The sequence below is a fragment of the Streptomyces sp. NPDC046831 genome (genome assembly GCF_040645305.1).
Classification (GTDB): domain Bacteria; phylum Actinomycetota; class Actinomycetes; order Streptomycetales; family Streptomycetaceae; genus Streptomyces.
In genome coordinates this window covers 95602-114132 of record NZ_JBEYXZ010000016.1, presented here as the reverse complement: position 1 = coordinate 114132, position 18531 = coordinate 95602, and the positions used below count along the sequence as shown (strand labels likewise).

The 18531-nt window shown below is 68.4% G+C and carries 15 protein-coding genes and 2 pseudogenes; 10 read left to right on the top strand and 7 right to left on the bottom strand.

The window, feature by feature from the left end; translation table 11 throughout:
* Positions 1 to 12 precede the first annotated feature (12 nt).
* The 3 genes from ABZ920_RS16495 to ABZ920_RS16485 all read left to right on the top strand — a co-directional run bounded on the left by ABZ920_RS16495 (position 13) and on the right by ABZ920_RS16485 (position 4059).
* Positions 13 to 912 carry a dihydrodipicolinate synthase family protein gene (locus tag ABZ920_RS16495; RefSeq protein WP_361504511.1) on the top strand — a complete coding sequence of 300 codons (900 nt, stop codon included), beginning with the start codon at positions 13 to 15 and terminating at the stop codon, positions 910 to 912.
* Positions 913 to 1425: 513 nt separating this feature from the next.
* Positions 1426 to 2445, top strand: coding sequence for a hypothetical protein (locus tag ABZ920_RS16490; protein WP_361504509.1), 1020 nt, complete (start codon positions 1426 to 1428; stop codon positions 2443 to 2445).
* Between the two features lie 492 nt (positions 2446 to 2937).
* Positions 2938 to 4059 carry an IS630 family transposase gene (locus ABZ920_RS16485; RefSeq protein WP_361504506.1) on the top strand — a complete coding sequence of 374 codons (1122 nt, stop codon included), beginning with the start codon at positions 2938 to 2940 and terminating at the stop codon, positions 4057 to 4059.
* A gap of 16 nt (positions 4060 to 4075) precedes the next feature.
* Here ABZ920_RS16485 and ABZ920_RS16480 read toward each other — a convergent pair whose 3' ends face one another.
* Entirely contained in the window at positions 4076 to 4447 is a 372-nt protein-coding gene (locus ABZ920_RS16480; protein ID WP_361504503.1) for a cupin domain-containing protein, read from the bottom strand.
* A 109-nt stretch (positions 4448 to 4556) separates the two neighbouring features.
* On the opposite strand from ABZ920_RS16480, the gene ABZ920_RS16475 reads away from it, so the two are divergent.
* Together ABZ920_RS16475 and ABZ920_RS16470 are read left to right on the top strand one after the other, a co-directional pair.
* Positions 4557 to 5387: an AraC family transcriptional regulator gene (locus tag ABZ920_RS16475; protein ID WP_361504500.1), complete on the top strand. Its 831-nt coding sequence runs from the start codon at positions 4557 to 4559 to the stop codon at positions 5385 to 5387.
* Positions 5388 to 5965: 578 nt separating this feature from the next.
* Positions 5966 to 6147, top strand: a pseudogene (locus ABZ920_RS16470) (hypothetical protein); the annotation flags it as partial.
* 48 nt (positions 6148 to 6195) lie between these two features.
* Here ABZ920_RS16470 and ABZ920_RS16465 read toward each other — a convergent pair.
* Together ABZ920_RS16465 and ABZ920_RS16460 are read right to left on the bottom strand one after the other, a co-directional pair.
* Positions 6196 to 7062, bottom strand: coding sequence for an alpha/beta hydrolase (locus ABZ920_RS16465; RefSeq protein WP_361504498.1), 867 nt, complete (start codon positions 7060 to 7062; stop codon positions 6196 to 6198).
* Between the two features lie 73 nt (positions 7063 to 7135).
* Positions 7136 to 7621, bottom strand: coding sequence for a hypothetical protein (locus tag ABZ920_RS16460; RefSeq protein ID WP_361504495.1), 486 nt, complete (start codon positions 7619 to 7621; stop codon positions 7136 to 7138).
* A 707-nt stretch (positions 7622 to 8328) separates the two neighbouring features.
* Between ABZ920_RS16460 and ABZ920_RS16455 the strand changes: the two genes are divergently transcribed.
* Together ABZ920_RS16455 and ABZ920_RS16450 are read left to right on the top strand one after the other, a co-directional pair.
* Positions 8329 to 9069: a 3-oxoacyl-ACP reductase family protein gene (locus ABZ920_RS16455; protein ID WP_361504582.1), complete on the top strand. Its 741-nt coding sequence runs from the start codon at positions 8329 to 8331 to the stop codon at positions 9067 to 9069.
* Between the two features lie 143 nt (positions 9070 to 9212).
* Positions 9213 to 9425, top strand: a pseudogene (locus ABZ920_RS16450) (IS701 family transposase); the annotation flags it as partial.
* 73 nt (positions 9426 to 9498) lie between these two features.
* Here the strand turns inward: ABZ920_RS16450 and ABZ920_RS16445 are convergent.
* From ABZ920_RS16445 to ABZ920_RS16430, 4 genes are all read right to left on the bottom strand, one after another.
* Positions 9499 to 10257: a DivIVA domain-containing protein gene (locus ABZ920_RS16445; RefSeq protein ID WP_361504492.1), complete on the bottom strand. Its 759-nt coding sequence runs from the start codon at positions 10255 to 10257 to the stop codon at positions 9499 to 9501.
* Positions 10254 to 11411 carry a globin domain-containing protein gene (locus ABZ920_RS16440; RefSeq protein WP_361504489.1) on the bottom strand — a complete coding sequence of 386 codons (1158 nt, stop codon included), beginning with the start codon at positions 11409 to 11411 and terminating at the stop codon, positions 10254 to 10256. The genes ABZ920_RS16445 and ABZ920_RS16440 overlap by 4 nt, the downstream gene beginning before the upstream one ends.
* A gap of 22 nt (positions 11412 to 11433) precedes the next feature.
* On the bottom strand, positions 11434 to 11877 hold the full coding sequence (locus ABZ920_RS16435) for a group 1 truncated hemoglobin (protein WP_361504579.1): 444 nt from the start codon (positions 11875 to 11877) through the stop codon (positions 11434 to 11436).
* Positions 11878 to 12611: 734 nt separating this feature from the next.
* Positions 12612 to 14114: an NB-ARC domain-containing protein gene (locus ABZ920_RS16430; RefSeq protein ID WP_361504486.1), complete on the bottom strand. Its 1503-nt coding sequence runs from the start codon at positions 14112 to 14114 to the stop codon at positions 12612 to 12614.
* Positions 14115 to 14378: 264 nt separating this feature from the next.
* Between ABZ920_RS16430 and ABZ920_RS16425 the strand changes: the two genes are divergently transcribed.
* Genes ABZ920_RS16425 through ABZ920_RS16415 form a run of 3 tightly spaced genes read left to right on the top strand, consistent with a single transcriptional unit; the run spans position 14379 to position 18530 of the window.
* Complete coding sequence (locus ABZ920_RS16425; protein WP_361504483.1) at positions 14379 to 14789, top strand: OsmC family protein; 411 nt, start codon at positions 14379 to 14381, stop codon at positions 14787 to 14789.
* Between the two features lie 34 nt (positions 14790 to 14823).
* Positions 14824 to 16866 carry an FAD/NAD(P)-binding protein gene (locus tag ABZ920_RS16420; RefSeq protein ID WP_361504576.1) on the top strand — a complete coding sequence of 681 codons (2043 nt, stop codon included), beginning with the start codon at positions 14824 to 14826 and terminating at the stop codon, positions 16864 to 16866.
* Positions 16866 to 18530 carry a histidine phosphatase family protein gene (locus tag ABZ920_RS16415; RefSeq protein WP_361504480.1) on the top strand — a complete coding sequence of 555 codons (1665 nt, stop codon included), beginning with the start codon at positions 16866 to 16868 and terminating at the stop codon, positions 18528 to 18530. The genes ABZ920_RS16420 and ABZ920_RS16415 overlap by 1 nt, the downstream gene beginning before the upstream one ends.
* Position 18531: the final 1 nt, after the last annotated feature.

Genomic DNA, 18531 nt, shown 5'->3' with positions numbered 1-18531 from the left:
TGGAGGTTCGTCTTGTTCACCGGCCTGAGCGCCTTCCCGCTCACCCCCATCCCCGGCAACGGCGGCGTCGACGAGAAGGCATTCGCCGCGCTGGTCGGCCGGCTCGCCACCGCCGGCGTCGACTCCATCGGGGCACTGGGCTCCACCGGCTCCTACGCCTACCTGACCCTCGAGGAACGCGCCCGTGTCGCCCGCATCGCCGTCGAGCACGCCGACGGGGTCCCGGTCATCGTCGGCATCGGGGCCCTGCTCACCCGCCAGGTGCTCCAGGCGGCCGAGGACGCCCAGAACGCCGGCGCCGCCGGAGTTCTGCTGGCACCGGTCTCCTACCAGCCGCTGACCGACGACGACGTCTTCGGCCTGTTCGAAGAGGTCACCGCGAACCTGTCGATCCCTCTGGTGATCTACGACAACCCCGGCACCACGCACTTCACCTTCACCGACCAGCTGTACACGCGCCTGGCCTGGCTGCCACAGGTCGCCTCCATCAAGATCCCCGCCCTTCCCGACGACCCCGAGCAAGCCCGGGCCCGTGTCGCGCATCTGCGCCAGCTCCTGCCCAACACGGTGACCGTGGGCATCAGCGGAGACGCCGCCGCAGCCCGGGGCCTGAATGCCGGATGCGACGTCTGGTACTCCGTGATCGGCGGCACCTTCCCCCAGCCGGCCCTCGCCCTCACCCGCGCAGCCCAGGCCGGCCGGCACGAGCAAGCCCTCGAAGCATCCCAGCGCCTCCAGCCCCTGTGGGACCTGTTCGCCGAGCACGGAGGATCCCTGCGCGTCGTCGCCGCCGCCGCAGCCCACCTCGGTCTGACCGCCCAACGCAACCTCCCCCTGCCCCTGCGCGGCCTGGACGCCAAGGAACGCGCCCACCTCGCCACCGTGATCGAGCAGCTGCAGCTCAACACCTGACAGCCCCGCCGCCCCCTCGACCTGAGAGGGCGGCGCCCTCCTTCTGCCCGCCATCACCACAGGAGAGCGCGCGGCCATGCGCCCAAGCACCGACCACCCCGTCGACGAGCCCGGCTGGGGCCCGCTGGCCCGCTACGTCATCGCCGCCACACTGGCCCGCACCTCCGACGGCGGCGCCGTCGTGGCCATCGTGCTCATGGTCAACACCAGCGGCGGCTCGGGCTGGCCGGCCGGCGCCCTGGGCGCCTGCATCACCGCACCCCACCTCCTGGGCCCCTTCGTCGCCCGCAGCCTGGACACCGCCCGCGACAGCCGCACCGTCATCGCCGCGGCCTCACTCGCCCACGGCACCACCCTCGCCGCCGCCGTCCTGCTCTACCCCCACACCCACCCCGCCACCACCGCAGCCCTCCTGATCATCTCCGGCCTCTTCGGGCCCCTGCTAACCGGAGGCATCAGCAGCCGCCTGCCGGCCATCGCCAGCGACGCCAACGCCGCGCCCAGGGCTGGGACGTGGCCACCTACGGCATCGGCGGAACCGTCGGCCCCACCCTCGTCGCCGCCGTCTCCGCCTGGGCCTCACCCGCCACCGCAGCCCTCACCCTGGCCGCCGGGTGCTACATCGCCGCCGCCGTCATCCGCTTCCTGCCCTACGCCCCTGCTCCCGGCAAGGCCGCAGACGTCCCCCGCCCCCTCCGCACCCTCACGGGCATCCTCGCCTCCGGACCCCTGCGCCGCACGCTGTATCTGACCGTTACCGTCGCCTTCAGCGTCGCCGCCCTGCCCGTCACCGCCGTCTCCAGCACCCACACCCTCGGCGTCAGTGCCGCCGCGGCCGGCATCCTGACCGCCGCCTACGGCCTGGGCAACCTCGCCGGATCCGCAGGCGTCATGATCCGCCCCTCCCGCACCGAAGCAGACCGGCTCACCACCCACCTCGCCGCCACGGTCGCCGCCACCCTCCTGCTGATCACTCTCACCCCCTCCTTCCCGCTCGCCGTCACCGCCTACGCCGCCGCCGGCATCGCCAACGCCCACTTCTTCGCCGCCACCCTCGCCGCCCGCAACGAATACGCCCCCGACAACGCCCGCGGACAGATCTTCGTCTGGGTCGGTGCCCTGAAGATCACCGCCGGGTCAGCCGGAACAGCAGCCGCCGGCGCCCTCATCAGCACGAGCGCCGCACTCCCTCTCCTGGCCGTAGCGCTCACCATCGCCAGCACCCTGCTCTCCCTCGCAGAACGCCGCCACAACCGCCGCCGGTACAACGCTCCCTGCGGCCCCGCATCCCCGCGCACCGAGCCCGAGAACGGACGACCGCACCCGACCGGGCCCACGGGCCGCGTCGGCCGCACCACCACCCTCGCCCCGCCAGGCAGGCGCCGAGGTCGCCGGCCTGCTCACGGCCGGGCGACGCGGGCACCCGTGGATGGGATGGTCGTTCTCCGCCGGGTGGGGCAGCCGGAAACGGCCGGACGTGACGCTGGTGGAACCCAAGCTGGTGGTGGAAGTCGGCGTCGACGTCGCCCGTGACGCCTCCGGCCGATGGCGGCATCCTGCACGCTGGCACCGTGCCCGCCCGGACCTCTCCCCCGCTGACGTCCCCCACCTGCCGTCGCCCCTCTGACGCGGGCAGCCCCAGGCGAAGGTGCCTGGGACTGCTGCTGTCCGCACGGAGCGGGCGCGTCTGGTCAGACAGACCGCACGGTGATGCTATTTCCGCGCGACGAACTGGTCCTCGCGGACGCTCGCCGCCGCACCGAGGCGCTTGTTGAACTCACAATCATCGAGACCGGCACCGACTCCTACCGGCTTGTCAGCACGCGACGGTCTGGCCGACCGGGCGGAGCCCTACATCGGCTGATGTCCTCGGTATGGTCCAGCCATGAACGAGACCGATCCGTCGATGGAGGCAGCCAAGGACCGAGTGCCCCTCTGGCTAGTGCTCTGACCGCATAGGTACGCCGGGTTGGCGGTCATGACGGTTTGATGTGCGGTGACGTCGAACCGACCGCTGGAGGCGCGGTGGCCGAGCCTGTCCGTGTGCGCAGACTGACCGACCAAGAGGGGCGGAAGCTGCAGCAGATCGTGCGCCGCGGTAGCACCAGCTCGGTGCGCTACCGGCGCGCGATGATGCTGCTGGCTTCGGCCGGCGGGAACCGGGTGCCGGTGATCGCCCAGCTGGTGCAGGCCGACGAGGACACCGTGCGCAATGTGATCCACCGGTTCAACGAGATCGGCCTAGCCTGCCTGGACCCTCGGTGGGCGGGAGGCCGTCCCCGCCTGCTCAGTCGTGACGAAGAGGACTTCGTCGTCCAGACGGCCACCACTCGCCCCACCAACCTCGGCCAGCCCTTCACCCGCTGGTCGCTGCGCAAACTCGTCGCCTACCTGCGGAAAGTCCACGGTCGGATCATCCATATCGGCCGCGAGGCGTTACGCGGCCTGCTCGCCCGCCGTGGCGTCACCTTCCAGCGCACCAAATCCTGGAAGGAATCTCCGGATCCCGACCGCGACGCCAAGCTCGACCGCATCGAGGAGGTCCTGGACCGCTTTCCGGATCGGGTCTTTGCGTTCGACGAGTTCGGCCCGCTCGGAATCCGGCCCACCGCCGGCTCGGGCTGGGCCGAACAGAAGCACCCCGACCGACTGCCTGCCACCTACCACCGCACCCATGGAGTCCGGTACTTCCACGGCTGCTACTCGGTCGGCGACGACACCCTGTGGGGCATCAACCGCCGCAGGAAGGGCGCCGGGAACACTCTGGCCGCGCTGAAGTCGATCCGCGCCGCCCGGCCCGACGGCGCACCGATCTACGTGATCCTGGACAACCTGTCCGCTCACAAAGGCGCCGACATCCGCCGCTGGGCGAAGAAGCACAAGGTCGAACTGTGTTTCACGCCGACCTACGCCTCGTGGGCGAACCCGATCGAGGCCCACTTCGGTCCGCTGCGGCAGTTCACCATCGCCAACTCGAACTATCCCAACCACACGGTTCAGACCCGGGCACTGCACGCCTACCTGCGGTGGCGCAACGCCAACGCCCGCCACCGAGACGTCCTGGCCGCCGAACGCAAGGAACGCGCCCGCATCCGCAGCGAGAAGGGCATCCGCTGGGGCCGGCGCCCCCTCAGGGCCGCAGCCTGACACCACGCCCTGCACGTCACCCGAGAATCTCGGCCGCCTTGGTCATCGGTCCTCCTGCGTGACCGGTGTTGAGCGTTCCCGCCGGTTCGAACAACAGGATAGCGGTCTCCTCGTCTGCCATGGGGCAGTGCTCGACTCCACGGGGAACCACGAACAACTCGCCAGGTTCCAGCACCACATCGGCATCTCTGAGCTGGATGGTGAGCCGCCCGCTGATGACCAGGAACAGTTCATCGGTGTCCTCATGGGTGTGCCAGACGAATTCCCCCTTCAATTTGGCCAGCTTGACCTCGTAGTCGTTGAGCACGGCCACTTTCTTCTGCGACCACAGCTCGCTGAACTGCGACAGCTTGTCGGCGAGGTTGACAGGAACAACAGACTCGGACATACGGCATCCCTCCTCAGGGCCGGGCAACCAGGAGCCACCTCTCAGGCCCTCCAGGCCGGCGTCACGAGCCTGCCGCGCACGGACTCCGCCGGTCTTGTACGTTCCTGACATGGCCTCAAACACACCCCGTACGTCCATCAGCGCCTGGAGGCCGCCAGTCCCAGGGATCGCCGAGGTCTTCCACGCGCACTTCACCGACCACGCGTACCCTGCGCACACCCACGACACGTGGGACCTGATGATCCTCGACGACGGCTCGGTCGACTTCGCACTCGACCGTCGCCGCCATGCGGCGACCGGTACCGCCAGCGTCCTCCTGCTACCTCCCGGCGTCCCCCATGACGGTCAAACCGTTACGGCGTCAGGCTTCCGCAAGCGCAACCTCTACCTCGACGACTCCGTACTCCCGCAGCGTTTGGCCGGTCGTGCAGTAGACGCTCCGATCTTCAGCGACGGGCTGCTGCGCCATCGGATCCACCAACTGCACGCCGCTCTTGTCCACGCCGGAGACGGGTTCGAAGCCGAGTCCCGCCTCTCGCTCATCCGTGAACGGCTCCACTTCCACCTCGACGCCCTGCAGCCCCGCGCACCGGGGCGTGAGGCAAGCCGGCTCGCCACCGAGCTGCGGGAACTACTGGACTCACGGATCCACGTCGGTATATCCCTGCGCGAGGCCGCTGCCATACTGCACGCCCACCCCACCCACCTGATCCGTTGCTTCAAGCAGACATACGGCCTGCCACCACACACCTACCTCACCGGCAAGCGCATCGATCAGGCACGTCGACTTCTCCTCAACGGCCACCGGCCCGCCGAGGTCGCCACAACCGTGGGATTCCACGACCAAGCCCACTTGAACCGACACTTCACACGCCACGTGGGCACCACACCCGCGCGTTACAAGCGCACTCGCACCGGCTCTGCCCCGATCTCTTCCTGACCCTGCATCGGATGCTGTGATCCAATCACCTCTGTAGCACCGCCTCCACCGCCAACCCGGCGAACCTATGCGGTCACGGCACTAGATCCAGATGACCTGCGCTGGCTGTCCAGCCACTGCTGCTGTCCCACGGACGCATCCGACGAGGAAGAGGACCGCTGTGGACGCTTGCGATTCCGCGCCGGCGCAGCGCTGCACAAGCACGGTCACTCCCACTGACCAAGTGATCAGGAGCTGAGACCGAGACGGCTAGGGGTTCGCTCGACAGCCGCGCCAAGGTACGGTCGCGCCTTGCTGATCGCGTTGTGTACCTCGCTGCCCGGCTCGTAGCGCACAAGGATCTCGTCGATTCGGGTGTCGAAGTCGATGGACTGACTGCCCGGCAGGGCCGGTCGTCATGTCGGCGAAGATCAGGGCGTCCAGAACCGGGGAGTCCTCCCGCTCGTAGACGGCCAGCTCTGCCGAGAGTCCGCGCTGCCCCGCTCGTACACGGCTCCGGAGTGATGAGCGGCCAGCCGCACCAGCCGCGCCGGCGCACCCAGCGATTCGAGGTGCGTCATCGCAGCCGCATCACGACGGAGATGGTCACCGAAGGCATCGTGATTCCTCGCGCCCTCCCGTGACTGAATGGCGCAGGCTCCGTCAGGAGTACGAGCTTCTCCGCGACCGCGTCTTGGAGAAGCTCAATCAGCAGCAGGTGACGGCCTCTGCGACCTGTTCAGTACGAGACGTACGGCGTGAAGGCACAAAAAGAAGGTAATCCGGCTGCTGTCCGAGCAGCCGCTGCGGTACGTTGCCACAGCCTGGCTCAGTGATGGGTGGTGGTGATGGCATCCCAGAAGTTGGCCAGCTCTGCTGCGCTTTCCTCCGGGCGATGGACATTCGGTGAATGTCCGCCTCCCGGCATCGTGATGAGCTGTGCCGATAGAGCGTCGGCCATCTTCGTGACACCTTCCGGTGCCCAAGTGAGGTCGGGTGAACCCGAGATGACGGCCTTGGGAAGCTGGATAGCAGTCAGTTCTGCGGTGCGGTCCGGCTCGGTAAGCAGTTGCTCGGCAGCCGCCTTGATGTGGGTGGGGTCATTGGCGAGCCATCGCGCCCGCATGAAGGAGCGGACATCATCTGCGATTGCGTCGTCTTGGACGTCCAGGAATGGCCAGATCCCTTCCAGAGTCATTGAATCGATCACTGAGAGCAATAGGCTCAGGCGTTCACGTTGTTGGGTGGAGACTTCCGCTGGGCCAAAGTTCATCAGTGTCAGAGATCGCCAGAGAACGGGATCTCCCTCGGTCTGAAGAACGGCAACCCGTGCCAAGAGAGCGCCGTATGAATGCCCCACGAGGTGGACCGGTCCATCGTCGACAGCCTCAACGACGGCAACCAGGTCTCGGGCGAGGGCCTCCCTTGCATACGCTCCAGGGGGATGGGAGCCACCCGTTTCATGTTGGCCTCGCCCGTCGATGGTGACGACACGGTAACCAGCTCGGCTCAACGGCGGCAGCATGGGCAGGAAGTCCTCCTTGCTGCCCATGAAGCCGGGAACCATGACTACCGTGCCTCTGTAGGACACAGAGTCACCAGGTGCCATGTCGAACGCTGCGAAGGTGCCGCGGCTGGTCACGAGAGACCGAGCACGGGCGCTAGACGGCACCGCCAGAGTGAGCAGTTGACTCATAGACGAACAGCATAGAGCGCTCCCCTGGTGACCGCGGGCCCCGTTTGGCCACAGAGGCTGGCGAGTGACTCAATCACCCACCAGGCGTACGAGACTCTGTGCGAGCGTTCGAACTGGTGCGTTGTCCGGGGAGTTCCTTACTCGGCTTCCGCAAGTGCCAGCCCCCGAAGATCCCGATCACCTTCCAGATCCATCCCTCGCGTTCACGCTGGCCTTGCCGACGGCTCTCCCAGGACAGGGCTGGCCGACCATAGATTTCGACCGCAAGCACATTTATCTCCTTCTCCAGATCTTGCAGATGGAGGCCGATGCGCTGGATCCCCTTATTGCTGTCTCGAAGGTAGAGGGCCGAACCAAGAACAACGAGCGCCACGATGAAGTACCGCCACCAGCCCAGATTCCCGCCCAGGGTCGCGGCAATAGCGGTCAGCGCGGCGGCATACCCTGCCATCTGCTGTCGAGCAGCGATCCTTTGGATGATCTCGGTGCGGAGTGTCTCGTACTCCTGCATCCGCAGGTCGACGACAGCGCTCACTCGCTCGTGCTCTTCCAGTGCCATCAGGCCCTCCCTACTCGGAACCGACGGTGTCCGTCCGACCGGGCTATCCGGTAGGAGCGCACCAGGCGTTCCTGCTGCGGCTACTGCCGCTTGAGACTGCAACAGAAGTCTTCCGCCGAGGGGCGGCTACCTAATCCGATTTGAGCTAGGTCTGCGCTTTGCCGTTCCGAGTCACTCACAGCGGGAACCGACCACCGGAGCGGCGCCTCGGTCGCCGCGGCCGGGCCGCGGCGCTGTGGGCGGAACTGCTCGATTCAGGCCGGCGCATCGTCCGGGACGGCGTCGGGCTTGGGGGAAGGCGCGGCGGGCCAGTGCACGCAGCGCGGCGGCCTGCCGCTCCACCGCCTGGGCGTTGGCCGGGTCCACGCGGGGCGGCGGTGCGGCGTCCCGGTCCACACCGCCTCTCCGTTCCGTTCCCACAAGCGGTTGGCCGACTCGACTCGGCGGGCCGACAGGCACGGGCGAGGACGAACCGGTCCGCGCTGACGGCGACTGCCGCCGCGGAGTGGCATGAAGAAGGCGGCGAGCCATGCGGCTCGGTGAACGATGTCGGGGCGCAGCGCGCTGCTATCACCATGGCCGACAAGCCCTCCGTCCTGTTCGTATGCTGTGCTTTCGTTGATCAGGACGGTGTGCCTTCCTGGAGGTCGGACGCCAGGTCGGATTTCCGCGAGCTTCCGGCGCTGGTGCCAGCAATGCTCAACGTCATGAACCGACTTGGAAAAAAGGTGGCCTTGATCACGGGCGGCAGCCGGGGCATCGGTGCCGCTGTGGCGTTACGGCTGGCTGAAGAAGGCGCCGACGTCGTCCTGACCTATGAGAACAGCGTGGAACGCGCCACCGAGGTGGTGGAGCAGATCAAGGCCAGAGGGCGCCGGGCACTGGCCATTCAGACCGACAGCGCCATCCCTGAGGCACTCACTGCCGCGGTGGACGAGGCCGCCGCGATGTTCGGCAGACTCGACATCTTGGTCAATAACGCCGGCGTCTTCCTCATCGGCCCACTTGAAGACCTGGGGTCGGCAGAGATCGATCGCACGCTGGCAGTGAACGTCCGGGCGCCGTTCGCAGCGTCCCAGGCGGCAGTACGTCACATGGGCCAGGGCGGCCGCATCATCAGCATAGGCAGCAACGTCGCCGAGCGTGCGGTCTTCCCGGGACTGGCGCTCTACTCAATGAGCAAGACGGCTCTGGTCGGAATGACGAAAGGCCTGGCTCGAGAACTCGGTCCGCGTGGAATCACCGTCAATCTGGTGCATCCCGGCCCCACCGACACAGACAGCAACCCCGCTGACGGGCCGAACGCCGAGGTGATCGCCGGCTTCACGGCTGTGGGCCGCTATGCGGAAGCGGCCGAGATCGCGGCCACCGTCGCTCACCTGGCAAGCGCGGACGGCGCGTACATCACCGGCGCCTCGATTCATGTCGACGGCGGCTTCACCGCCTGACACCCGAACTCGACTTCGCAACCACGCTGAGGGCCCAGCCCGCAAGAGGAACGGCCACCGCGTGATCATCAGGGGCCGTGTGGACTCCTGGAGATCGTGCAGTGGCCGCGAGCCATAGCGTAGACCCTGCCCGCTGGCAGGCGATGTTCGACCAGGTCATGGCCCGGATCGCGGGCAGGTTCGGGCGGGTTGAGCCCCGGGCCGCAGCCCGCGCTTACCTGCTCGGGCTGTTGCCGAGCGTCGAACGGAAGAACTGCTGGCAGATGGCCGAGCAGGCGGGCCTTGCGCGGCCAGGGCCGGTACAGCGCCTGCTGCGCTACGCCCGCTGGGACGCCGATGCGGTCCGCGACGACCTACATCGGACGGGATCTCGCGCGTCGACGGCCGGCCGGGCGGTGCCGGCCGTCGACGCCGCGGCCGGCCGACACCTCATCCCTGGGTGGTCCAGGTGCTCGCGCCGCCCGGGCCGCCCGTGCCCGAGGTTTGGGCAGAGTCCGCGGAGGCGACGGGAATCTGCTCGGCCGTACGGCCGGACAGCCGGTGGGCCGGGCCGGTGGCCGGGCGCGTGGGACTGCCGACCCCGGCGAGCTTCTCCACCTCGAACGCCAAGGCCTCGCGGGCCGTCTTGAGTTGCGTCTCCACGGACTGGATGGCGTCGAGGAAGGCACGTGCCCAGGCCAGGCGGCGTTCCAGTTCCTCGAACTCGGCGGTGTAGTGCGTGCCGGAGCGGGCGCGGTACTCGAGTACGGCCCGCTCGGCCTCCTCCTGGGCCTGGCGCTGTGCCTCACGCAGCACGTCGTGGTACTGCCGACGGGCCTGGTCGGCGACCTGCCGGGCGAATTCGCGTGCCTGGGCGATCAACGAATCCGCCTGCTGCTGGGCGCGGGAGAGCAGGTTGACGGCCTCGACGGTCGGCTGGCGCTGGGATACCGCCTTGCCGGTCCGAGCGGCCTGCCCGTCCGCCTGCTCGCCCCGCTCGCGGTAGAAGTTGCGCAGCCGTTCGTTCTCCGCCCAGAGCCCGGCCAGGTCCTGGTGGAGCGCCGTCATCTCGTCGGCGACCCTCAACATGAAGCGCCCGACCTCGTCCTCGTCCAGGCCGCGCCGGCCGATCGGGGTACGGGTGAACTGCTTGGTTCGGATCTGTTCGGGTGTCAGCCGATACTGGGTCTGGTGGTAGGGCCTGTTCATGACTCGATGTCCTCCCCGTGAGACGCGACGCCGTACTGCTCGCCACCCAGGCCGGTGAACGACTCGAACCGGATGCGCTCGACCGGTGTGCCGGCCTGCGCGAGGCGCTGAACCGAGTCGCGCACCATGTGGTCCGAGCCGCACACGTACACCTCGTGGTCGGTGAAGCGGCCGAGGCGCAGCGCCACCTCCACCGCGGTGCCGCTCTCCTGGGGCCGCAGGCAGACCTCGGAGACGGCCGGAATGACGCGCAGCCAACGGTGGTGCGCCTTGGCGAGAGCCTCCAAAGCGGGCCAGTCGTACAGGTCGTGGTCAGTGTGTGCGCCGACGACGAGTGTCACCCGGCGTTCCGGCCGCCCGGCCCGCTGCCCGGCGACCTGCTCGGCCAGGGCCTTCAGCGGCGCCAGCCCGGTGCCGCCGGCCAGCAGCAGCAGTGGCCGGTCGCCGTCCGGGTCCAGCGTCAGCCGGTTGCCGACCGGGGCGCCGAACCTCAGCACGTCCCCGAGCTGGATGCCGTGCACCAGCGCCGAGGAGACCGGGCCGCCCGGAACCATGCGGACGTGCAGGTCGATGGTGCCGTCCGGGCGGGGAGCGTTGGCCGGGCTGTAGTAGCGCCACATCCCGGGCCGCAGGTGGGTCGCCACCGCGACGCTCTGACCCGGCAGGAAGTCCAGGCGGTAGTTGGTCTTGACGGTGAGCACGGCGATGTCCAGCGTGCGCCGTTCGTGGCCGATCACCTCGGCGTCCCACCAGGGCGGGCTGCTGTTGGTGGCCTCCTGGGCGGCCTGGCGCATGACCTTGGCCACGAGCTCGTACGCCTCCTGCCAGTCGGCGGCCAACTGGTCCGTCCACTGCGGGCCGAGGAAGTGGGCCAGCGTTCCCAGCAGCGCGGACCCCACCGCCGGGTAGTGGTCGGCCTGAACGTCGAACTTGCGGTGGTCCCGGCCGAGTTGCTCCAGGAAGGGCACCAGCTCGTCCACCTGGCCGACGCGGGACACGATGGTGCCCAGCGCTCCGAAAAGCTTGTCACGCTGCCCTGCCATGCCGATCGGGAACATGTCCCGAGTCTCGGGATGGGTGAAGAACAGCGTCGAGTAGAAGAACAGCGGTACTTGGTCGCCGTAACCGGCCACCACGTTCCAGCTCTCCTGCAAACGGCGAGCGTCAACCACAATGTCAGGCTTTCCGCACCAGTTCGTCGGAGGGCTGCCGGACGATCTGCTCCTTGACCGCGGCGAGCACCCCGGCCACATGCATCAGCACGTCCACTCCGACGCGGTTCTCCCACAGCACGCCGAGCAGCACGTGACCCACCCGCTCGTAGTGCTCCCCGGTGACGCCCAGCCCCTGGTGCGCTTCGGCCAGCTCTCGCCCGGCGTAGTTGTCCGGCCCACCGAGGACCTTGGTCAGCATCAACACCATGTGGCGCTTGAGCGTGGGCAGGTCGGTGCCCTCGAAGTACGGGGCCAGCTCCTCGTCCTGCAGAGCGTGGAGATAGAGGTCGTCGACGACCTTCTTGACGGCCGGGGCGCCGCCGATCTGCTGGTAGAATGCCGAGGTCTCCGCGTGGTCGCCTGGCAGCTCCTTCGCGTGCGTCTCGGCAGCTTCGTCGAGCGTCATGTCTGTCACTTGGGCCTTTCTCATCTGTGGTCTCAGATGGCGGCACATAGATGCGCCTCGTATCCCGGCTCTTGCGCGCCCCCGTTCCCCGGTCGGCGGATCCGGGCCGCGGCCGGGATCTCCAGCCGCCTGCCTTACGCACCGCCGCGTCCGCCGCCGAGGGCGATGTCGCCCAGGACCTCACCGTGCCTGCACACCAGGTGTTCCCCCGAGGTGTGCCGGGTGTGTGTGCACCGCGGCAGGGCCCGGATCCCGTTCGGCCGGGAGTGGATGCCCGTGATCCTGTCGTACGTCGACAGTGAGTCGCAAGCCTGTCCATGCGTTCGCCATCGCGCGTGTTGGCGTGATCCGACCGGTGCTGGCGGAGTCGTCTGTGCTCTCGTAAGTCCTTTGCCACCAGCGGAAACTGTGGATCGGGGCGGGTGGGAGTCAGGACACCGAGGGTGAGCTCGGCGCGATCACCACGGACCGTGTGGCATAGAACACAAAACGTGAGAACGGCCGTCTGCGGGCGCCGTTTGGGCATCACCCAGTGCTCCACCCCTCGCCGGCGGAGGGCCGCTGAGACGGGTGACTTCCCCGCTGTCCGAGGCGAGTTGACCCCCTTTAGTACTGCAACGGTGCTTGTTCACTGAGTGTCTCGTTGACGTCGAAGACGAGGACCTGGTGCTGGTCGGCGGGCATGCTCCTCTCCTCCTTGCGTCCGTGCGCGGATGCCGGACGTCGTAGCCCCCTCAGGCTGCGAGTACGCGTCCCGTGCGCGGTTGCGGCAGCGGGCTGTTCCTCTCTCTGTCTGCTGCAGCGTGCTGCCGGGGTACGGGCAAACGGAGTCCGCGGATGGTTCGAGTCTCGAGTCGTATGTCGGCACCCCAGCTGTGGCCATGTTCCGACAGGCGGGTCAGGGCCTGGCGAATGCGGGTCGCAGGTTCGTCGATGCAGAGACGTTCCTCCGCGTAGGCGTGGGTGAGCGGATGAACCCGGAAGCGGTGGGGTGCGGTGCGTTCGATCAAGTGCTCTGCCGCCAGAGCGGCAAGGTGGTGTTCGGCGGCAGCGGACGGTTCGCCCAGGAGAGCGGCCGCTCCTGCGATCTCCACCTCTGTCGGCGGATGGAGGGCCAGCAGGCGCAGGAGTCGCCGTGCGCCCTGCGACAACCGTGCGTCGGAGGCGGCCAGTGCAGTGCGCACGCCGTCCTCAAGGGCCAGGGTGATCAGAGGCTCGCGGTAATAGTCGCCGAGTGCCCAGGCGGGATGGTCGCGCATGTGGCGACCGATGGCCGACAGTGCGAGCGGGAGGTGGCCTAGTAAGCCGGCGATCTGCTGGACCGCCGGGAGGTCCGAGGCGACGCGTTCGGCTCCGGCCGCTGCCCGCAGCAGTTCGACGGAGTCGTCCGGGGCCAGCGGCGGTACCGGCAGCCGAGCGGCTTCAGCGAGGCCGTTCAGGGCGCGCCGGCTGGTGATCAGCGTGCGGCATCCTGAGATCCCGGGCAGAAGGGGCCGCACCTGTTCCGTGTCGGCCGCGTCGTCCAGGACGATCAGTGCGCCCCTTCCGGCCAGGAGTTGGCGGTACAAGGCTGCTCGCGCGTCGAGGTCGTACGGGATGCGGTCGCCGGTAATACCGAGCAGCCGCAGGAAGGTCTCCAGTACGGCGGCAGGGTCGGCGCCTGGGCCCTGCGCAGCGGAGCCTCGCAGGTTCGCGAACAGGACCGGTGTGTCGGTGCGTTCCCCGGCGAGAAGCCGATGTGCGACATGCAGGGCGAACGACGTCTTGCCCACACCCGCCATGCCCTCCAGCGCCAGCGTCGGCGTCTGCCCGTCGCAGGTCAGCAGTGCCTCCGCCTCGGCCGCCAGACCGGTTCTGCCGACGAATGCGGAAGGTCCCGCAGGTAGCCGGTCGTAGGCGCTGACGCGTGCGGCTGCCTCGGCTTCACCGAGCACGGCACGTAGCGACTGGCGCCAGCCGGAGACGATGGCTTCGTCGGAGCCGACGAGTGCCTGCACCACGGCCAGCAGCAGGTCGGCGTTGGGGCGGCGGCGGCCCATCTGGAAGCAGTTGCCCACCGTGGAGCGCGCCGGCCACTCGCCGCGCGGGCGTCCTGCCCGCTGCCAGTCCCGGTGGATGCGCCGTGTGAGCTCGGTGATTGACGGGTTGCCCGCCCACGCCTTCAGCAGTCTCAGTTCCGCGATGAATTCGTCTATGGTGCGGGCTTTTGCCGGATCCAACACCTGCGGCACGAACATCCTCCCCCATGGGACACCTGGGCCACGAACAACCTGGAATGGTCGTTTCAAGTTAGACGACACGGGGTCTCGACTGTCAAGCGGTATCCGAGGGTGACCTCCGACCACGCAGCGCATCCAGGATCATCCACGATCGCTCCGGAAGCCCGCATTCCGTCCTGATGCTGAGGGCCGTCCCCGCTCACCGGCACCCCAGGAATCCCACTCGCCCCCTGACGGCGAGCCTCTGTGCCCCGGTTCCAGGACAGGAGTCCGTGCATCACCATGCCCGAAATCGGTGTTTCCCTGCGCCCCGTCGGCGGCAGCGTCGTCGTGGGCCAGGCCAGAGGCCACACGCTCACCATCGACCGGCCCAAGGAGAAAGAGGGCACCGACGCCGGTCCCATGGGCGGAGAGCTACTGCTGCTGGCGCTTGGCGGTTGCTACGTGAGCACCTTCCTCGCGGCCCTGAAGGCCGAGGACCCGCAGGCCGACGCCTCCGAGATCAGCTTCCAGGTCGACGGACGCCTCGTGAGCGCGCCGACCCGGTTCTCCGAAATCACCGTGCAGGTGTCGGCGCCCGCCGCCCTTGAGGACCTGATCTCCAAGCCCCTGCTCAAGGCCGAGCGGGGCTGCATCGTCCACAACTCGATCCGTGGCGCCATAACGGTCCGCTTCACCCACGAGTGGCGCTGACGCTTCCCCCACCGAAGGAGACAAGACCGTGGAAATGCGGAACCCCGCGATGCAGGACAGCCCGAGCCAGGACCGCGGCGTAGCGGACATGGCGATGCAGGCGAGCAGCTTGCAGCACGATCCCATGGGCGGCGCGGACCCGGGCACGCGGCGCGTCACGATCGTCGGCGCGGGCTTCTCCGGCACGCTCAGCGCCATCCGGCTGCTCCACTTCGCCGACATGCCACTGGAGATATGCCTGATAGAGCGGGAGGAGGGCTACCGCTACGGAGGTATCGCCTTCGGCTGGGCGTCCACCAACTGGGAGCACATGCTCAACATCCAGGCCGGCCGCATCACCCTGCGCCGCGAGCGTCCGGAGGACTTCCTGGAGTGGGCCAACGAGGAGGCGGATCGCTCGGATTGGCCGCAGAAGTGGCAGTACCACACCTTCGGCGTGGCCTGCGTCGTGCCGCGGCGGATCTTCCGGCAGTACCTGGCCGAGCAGCTACGCGACGCGGCCGCCGACGCCCACGCCGAGGTGACCCTGCGCGAGCTCACCGGTGAGGTCATCGACGTCCGTGGCCAGGGTGGCGGCTACGTCGTCAAGTACGCCGATTTCTCGGCCCAGGGCGGGGTGCACGACCTGTTCTCGGACCAGGTGATCCTGGCGACCGGTCACCTCTCGCCGGTGCAGGCGCCCTTCTACCACCGCATCAAGGACTGCGACCGCTTCCTCGCCGACCCCTACGCCCCCGGTGCCCAGGACTGGTTCCAGGAGGTCGGCCCCGAGGAGAGCGTCCTCGTCACGGGCTCCGCGCTGTCGGCCTTTGACACGGTGATCTCCCTCATCCATGCAGGCCACCGGGGGCAGATCCTGATCTGCTCGCGCGGCGGGCACATGCACGGCACCTACCCCGTCGACCACGAGCACGACATCTGGCAGGCCCGCCGGCCGCCCTTCCTCGACGCCGAGAAGCTCACCCCCGAAGCGGTGGTGGAGGGGATCAAGGCGGAGTACGCCCACCTGCGGGCCGAGCACGGTGTAGAGCCGGGCAGCGCGCTCGAGGCCGTCTTCCCCGAGCGGGTCATGAAGGCGTGGGAGCCGTACGTCATCGAGCTGATCTCCCGCATGGACGCCCGCGACGTGCGGATGCTGCTCGACCGGTACAAGAGCCTGATCGTCACCAACCGCACCAGCACCGTGCGGGAGATCGGCGGCGTCGTGCGCAGCCGCATGCGCGGATACCACGGAGCGCCGAAGACCGTCGAGGCTCTGTCCGCCGGCATCCAGGACATGCGCCCGGTCGAGGACGGCACGAAGATCCGGGTGGTCTTCGCCGACCAGCCGGACATCGTCGTCGACCGGGTCGTCAACTGCCTGGGCAACAAGACCGATTACGAGCGCGCCGACCACCCCCTGTGGCACGCCCTGGTCAACGGACACGGCTATGCGCAGCCGCAGACCAAGACCCACCGCGGCATCGAGGTCGGCCCACACGGACAACTGATCGCGTCCGACGGCGAGGCGGCGGCCGGCCTGTTCGGCGTCGGTCCGATGCGCCAGGGCGACGAGACCACCCGCCGAGGCCGGCTCGGCGCGTTCGTGTTCAGCATCGGCACCCTGCGCAACCAGTGCTTCGACACGGCGATGGAGGTCCTGCGCCGCCTCGAATCGGCCAGCGACGAGGAGCAGATGGACATCCCCGACGGCGTCCACCACTGCCTGATCCGCATCAGCGACTGGATCGCCGCCGACCTCGCCACCGAGGATCCGCACGCCACCCGCTTGCGCGAACGCCTGCAGAGCTACGCGAAGGACAACGCCTACCCCAACGCGGTCAACTACCTCCAGGCCCAGGACCGCACCGAGCGCCGCAAGTACCGCACCATCCTGGACGACGACCTGGCCGACTTCGGCGTCGCCCTGTCCCGCGAGTTCGGCCTCACCACCCAGCAGGCGAGGCGGACCGTGTCCCTGCTGGCCACGCTCGTGCAGAAGCACGCGGTGCACAGTTTGTGCGACATCACCAAGCTGGCGGGCTGGGACTCCCAGTACGCCGGGCAGGTCAAGCACGCCCCGAAGAAGGGGTCGTGATGGCAGAGCACGACGAGCAGGAGCTGCTGAGCCGGCTGTTCATGGTCCGGCACGGCGAATCGACCTGCAATTCCGTCCACCGCATCGCCGGGCAGCGCGACGCACCCCTGACCTTCCTCGGCCGGATCCAGGCCGAGAAGGTCGCGGGGCGCCACCGCGGCCGGCACTTCGACCGCGTCTACGTCTCCCCGCTGACCCGCGCCTATGAAACCGCCGACACCATCTTCCGTTTCGACGCCCATGAGGCGGACGTCCCCGAGGTTGTGGTCGACGAGCGCCTCATGGAGCGCGACTTCGGCAGCTACACGCTGGAGAGCAAGTCCATTCTCCAGCGCCGCCACGGCATCGCCGAGTACGAGCGGGCCATGAACGCCGACAGCCCGACCATGCACGGCGGCGAGACGTTCCAGCAGTTCAAGGACCGCGTGCACGCCTTCTACGAGCAGGAGCTGCTGCCCGCGCTGCGGCGCGGCGACACGGTGTGCGTGGTCTCGCACAAGTACGTCGTGGAGCTGATCTGCCGGTTCATTCTGGACCGCCCGGTCGACGAGTCGTACGACCTGCGGCTGCCCAACTCCCAGATGCTGCAGGGCGACCGGATCCACAGCTACGTCAAGAACGAGAACAAGACCATGAACATGGTCTACGACTGGATCGTCGTCAACCATCCCGTGGTCTTCTGCGCCGGCCTGGCCGCGGGCCTGCTCGCCAATCTGGCGGGAGCGCGGATCTCCACCTCGCCCTATGTGCTGCTTCTGCTCCTGGTGCTGGCCAGCGTCATCACCATGTGCCGTATCGAACTGGAGAACGCGCGAGCCTTTGTGACCGACCGCGGCACGCTGAGGTCCGTCGCCCTGCGCTACCTCGCCTTGCCGATGGCTTATGCGGCTCTGGTGCGCTGGTCCGATGCGGGCAGTACGAGTACGGCGGCGATCGCCGCGGTGTTCCTCGCCACGCCCAGCTCCGTGGTGGCGATGACCGTCAGCCGCTGCCTCGGCGGGATGATCATGCCGACGTTCGCGCAGGTCCTGCTCTCCTCACTGGCCGCGACCCTGTCGTTCTCGGCGGTCCTCGCCCTGACCCTGCACGAGGACGTCGCCCCGGCGATCGCCATCAGCGCCGCCACCTCGACCGGCGTCGTCACCGCGGTCTACGTCCTGGTCAAACGTCTGCGGGAACGCTCGCCCATCCGTACGGCCAAGTACGGCGAACGTAACGGGTACGTGGCGGTGCTGCTGCTGAGCGCGTTCATCGTGCTGGTCTGCCTCAAGCTCGACCTGGACGGCTTCACCGGTTACGCGCCGACCGCCGCGGGCATCGCCGTCGGACTGCGCTTGGTCGCCACGCTGCTCAAGCGGCGCCGCCACGTCCAGACGCTCGACGACTACACCGCCATGACCTACCCCAACGTGTTCGTGGTGGTCATCATCGCCGCGCTGACCGGCAACGGGCCGCTGGAGCAGGTGGCGATCTGGACCCTGCTGCCGCTGTTCGTCCTGTCCTTCTTCGACAGCTGGTACGCCCGCCACCTCGTCGTCGCCCCCGACGACCCGCGCTGGCCCGACGTACTCGGCCTCAAGGACCGCCCGTCGGCCGAGCAGCGTGCCACCGCGCCCGTCCGCGCCATTGAAGACCCCGACGCCCGGCTTTCCGCGAGGAGTTGAC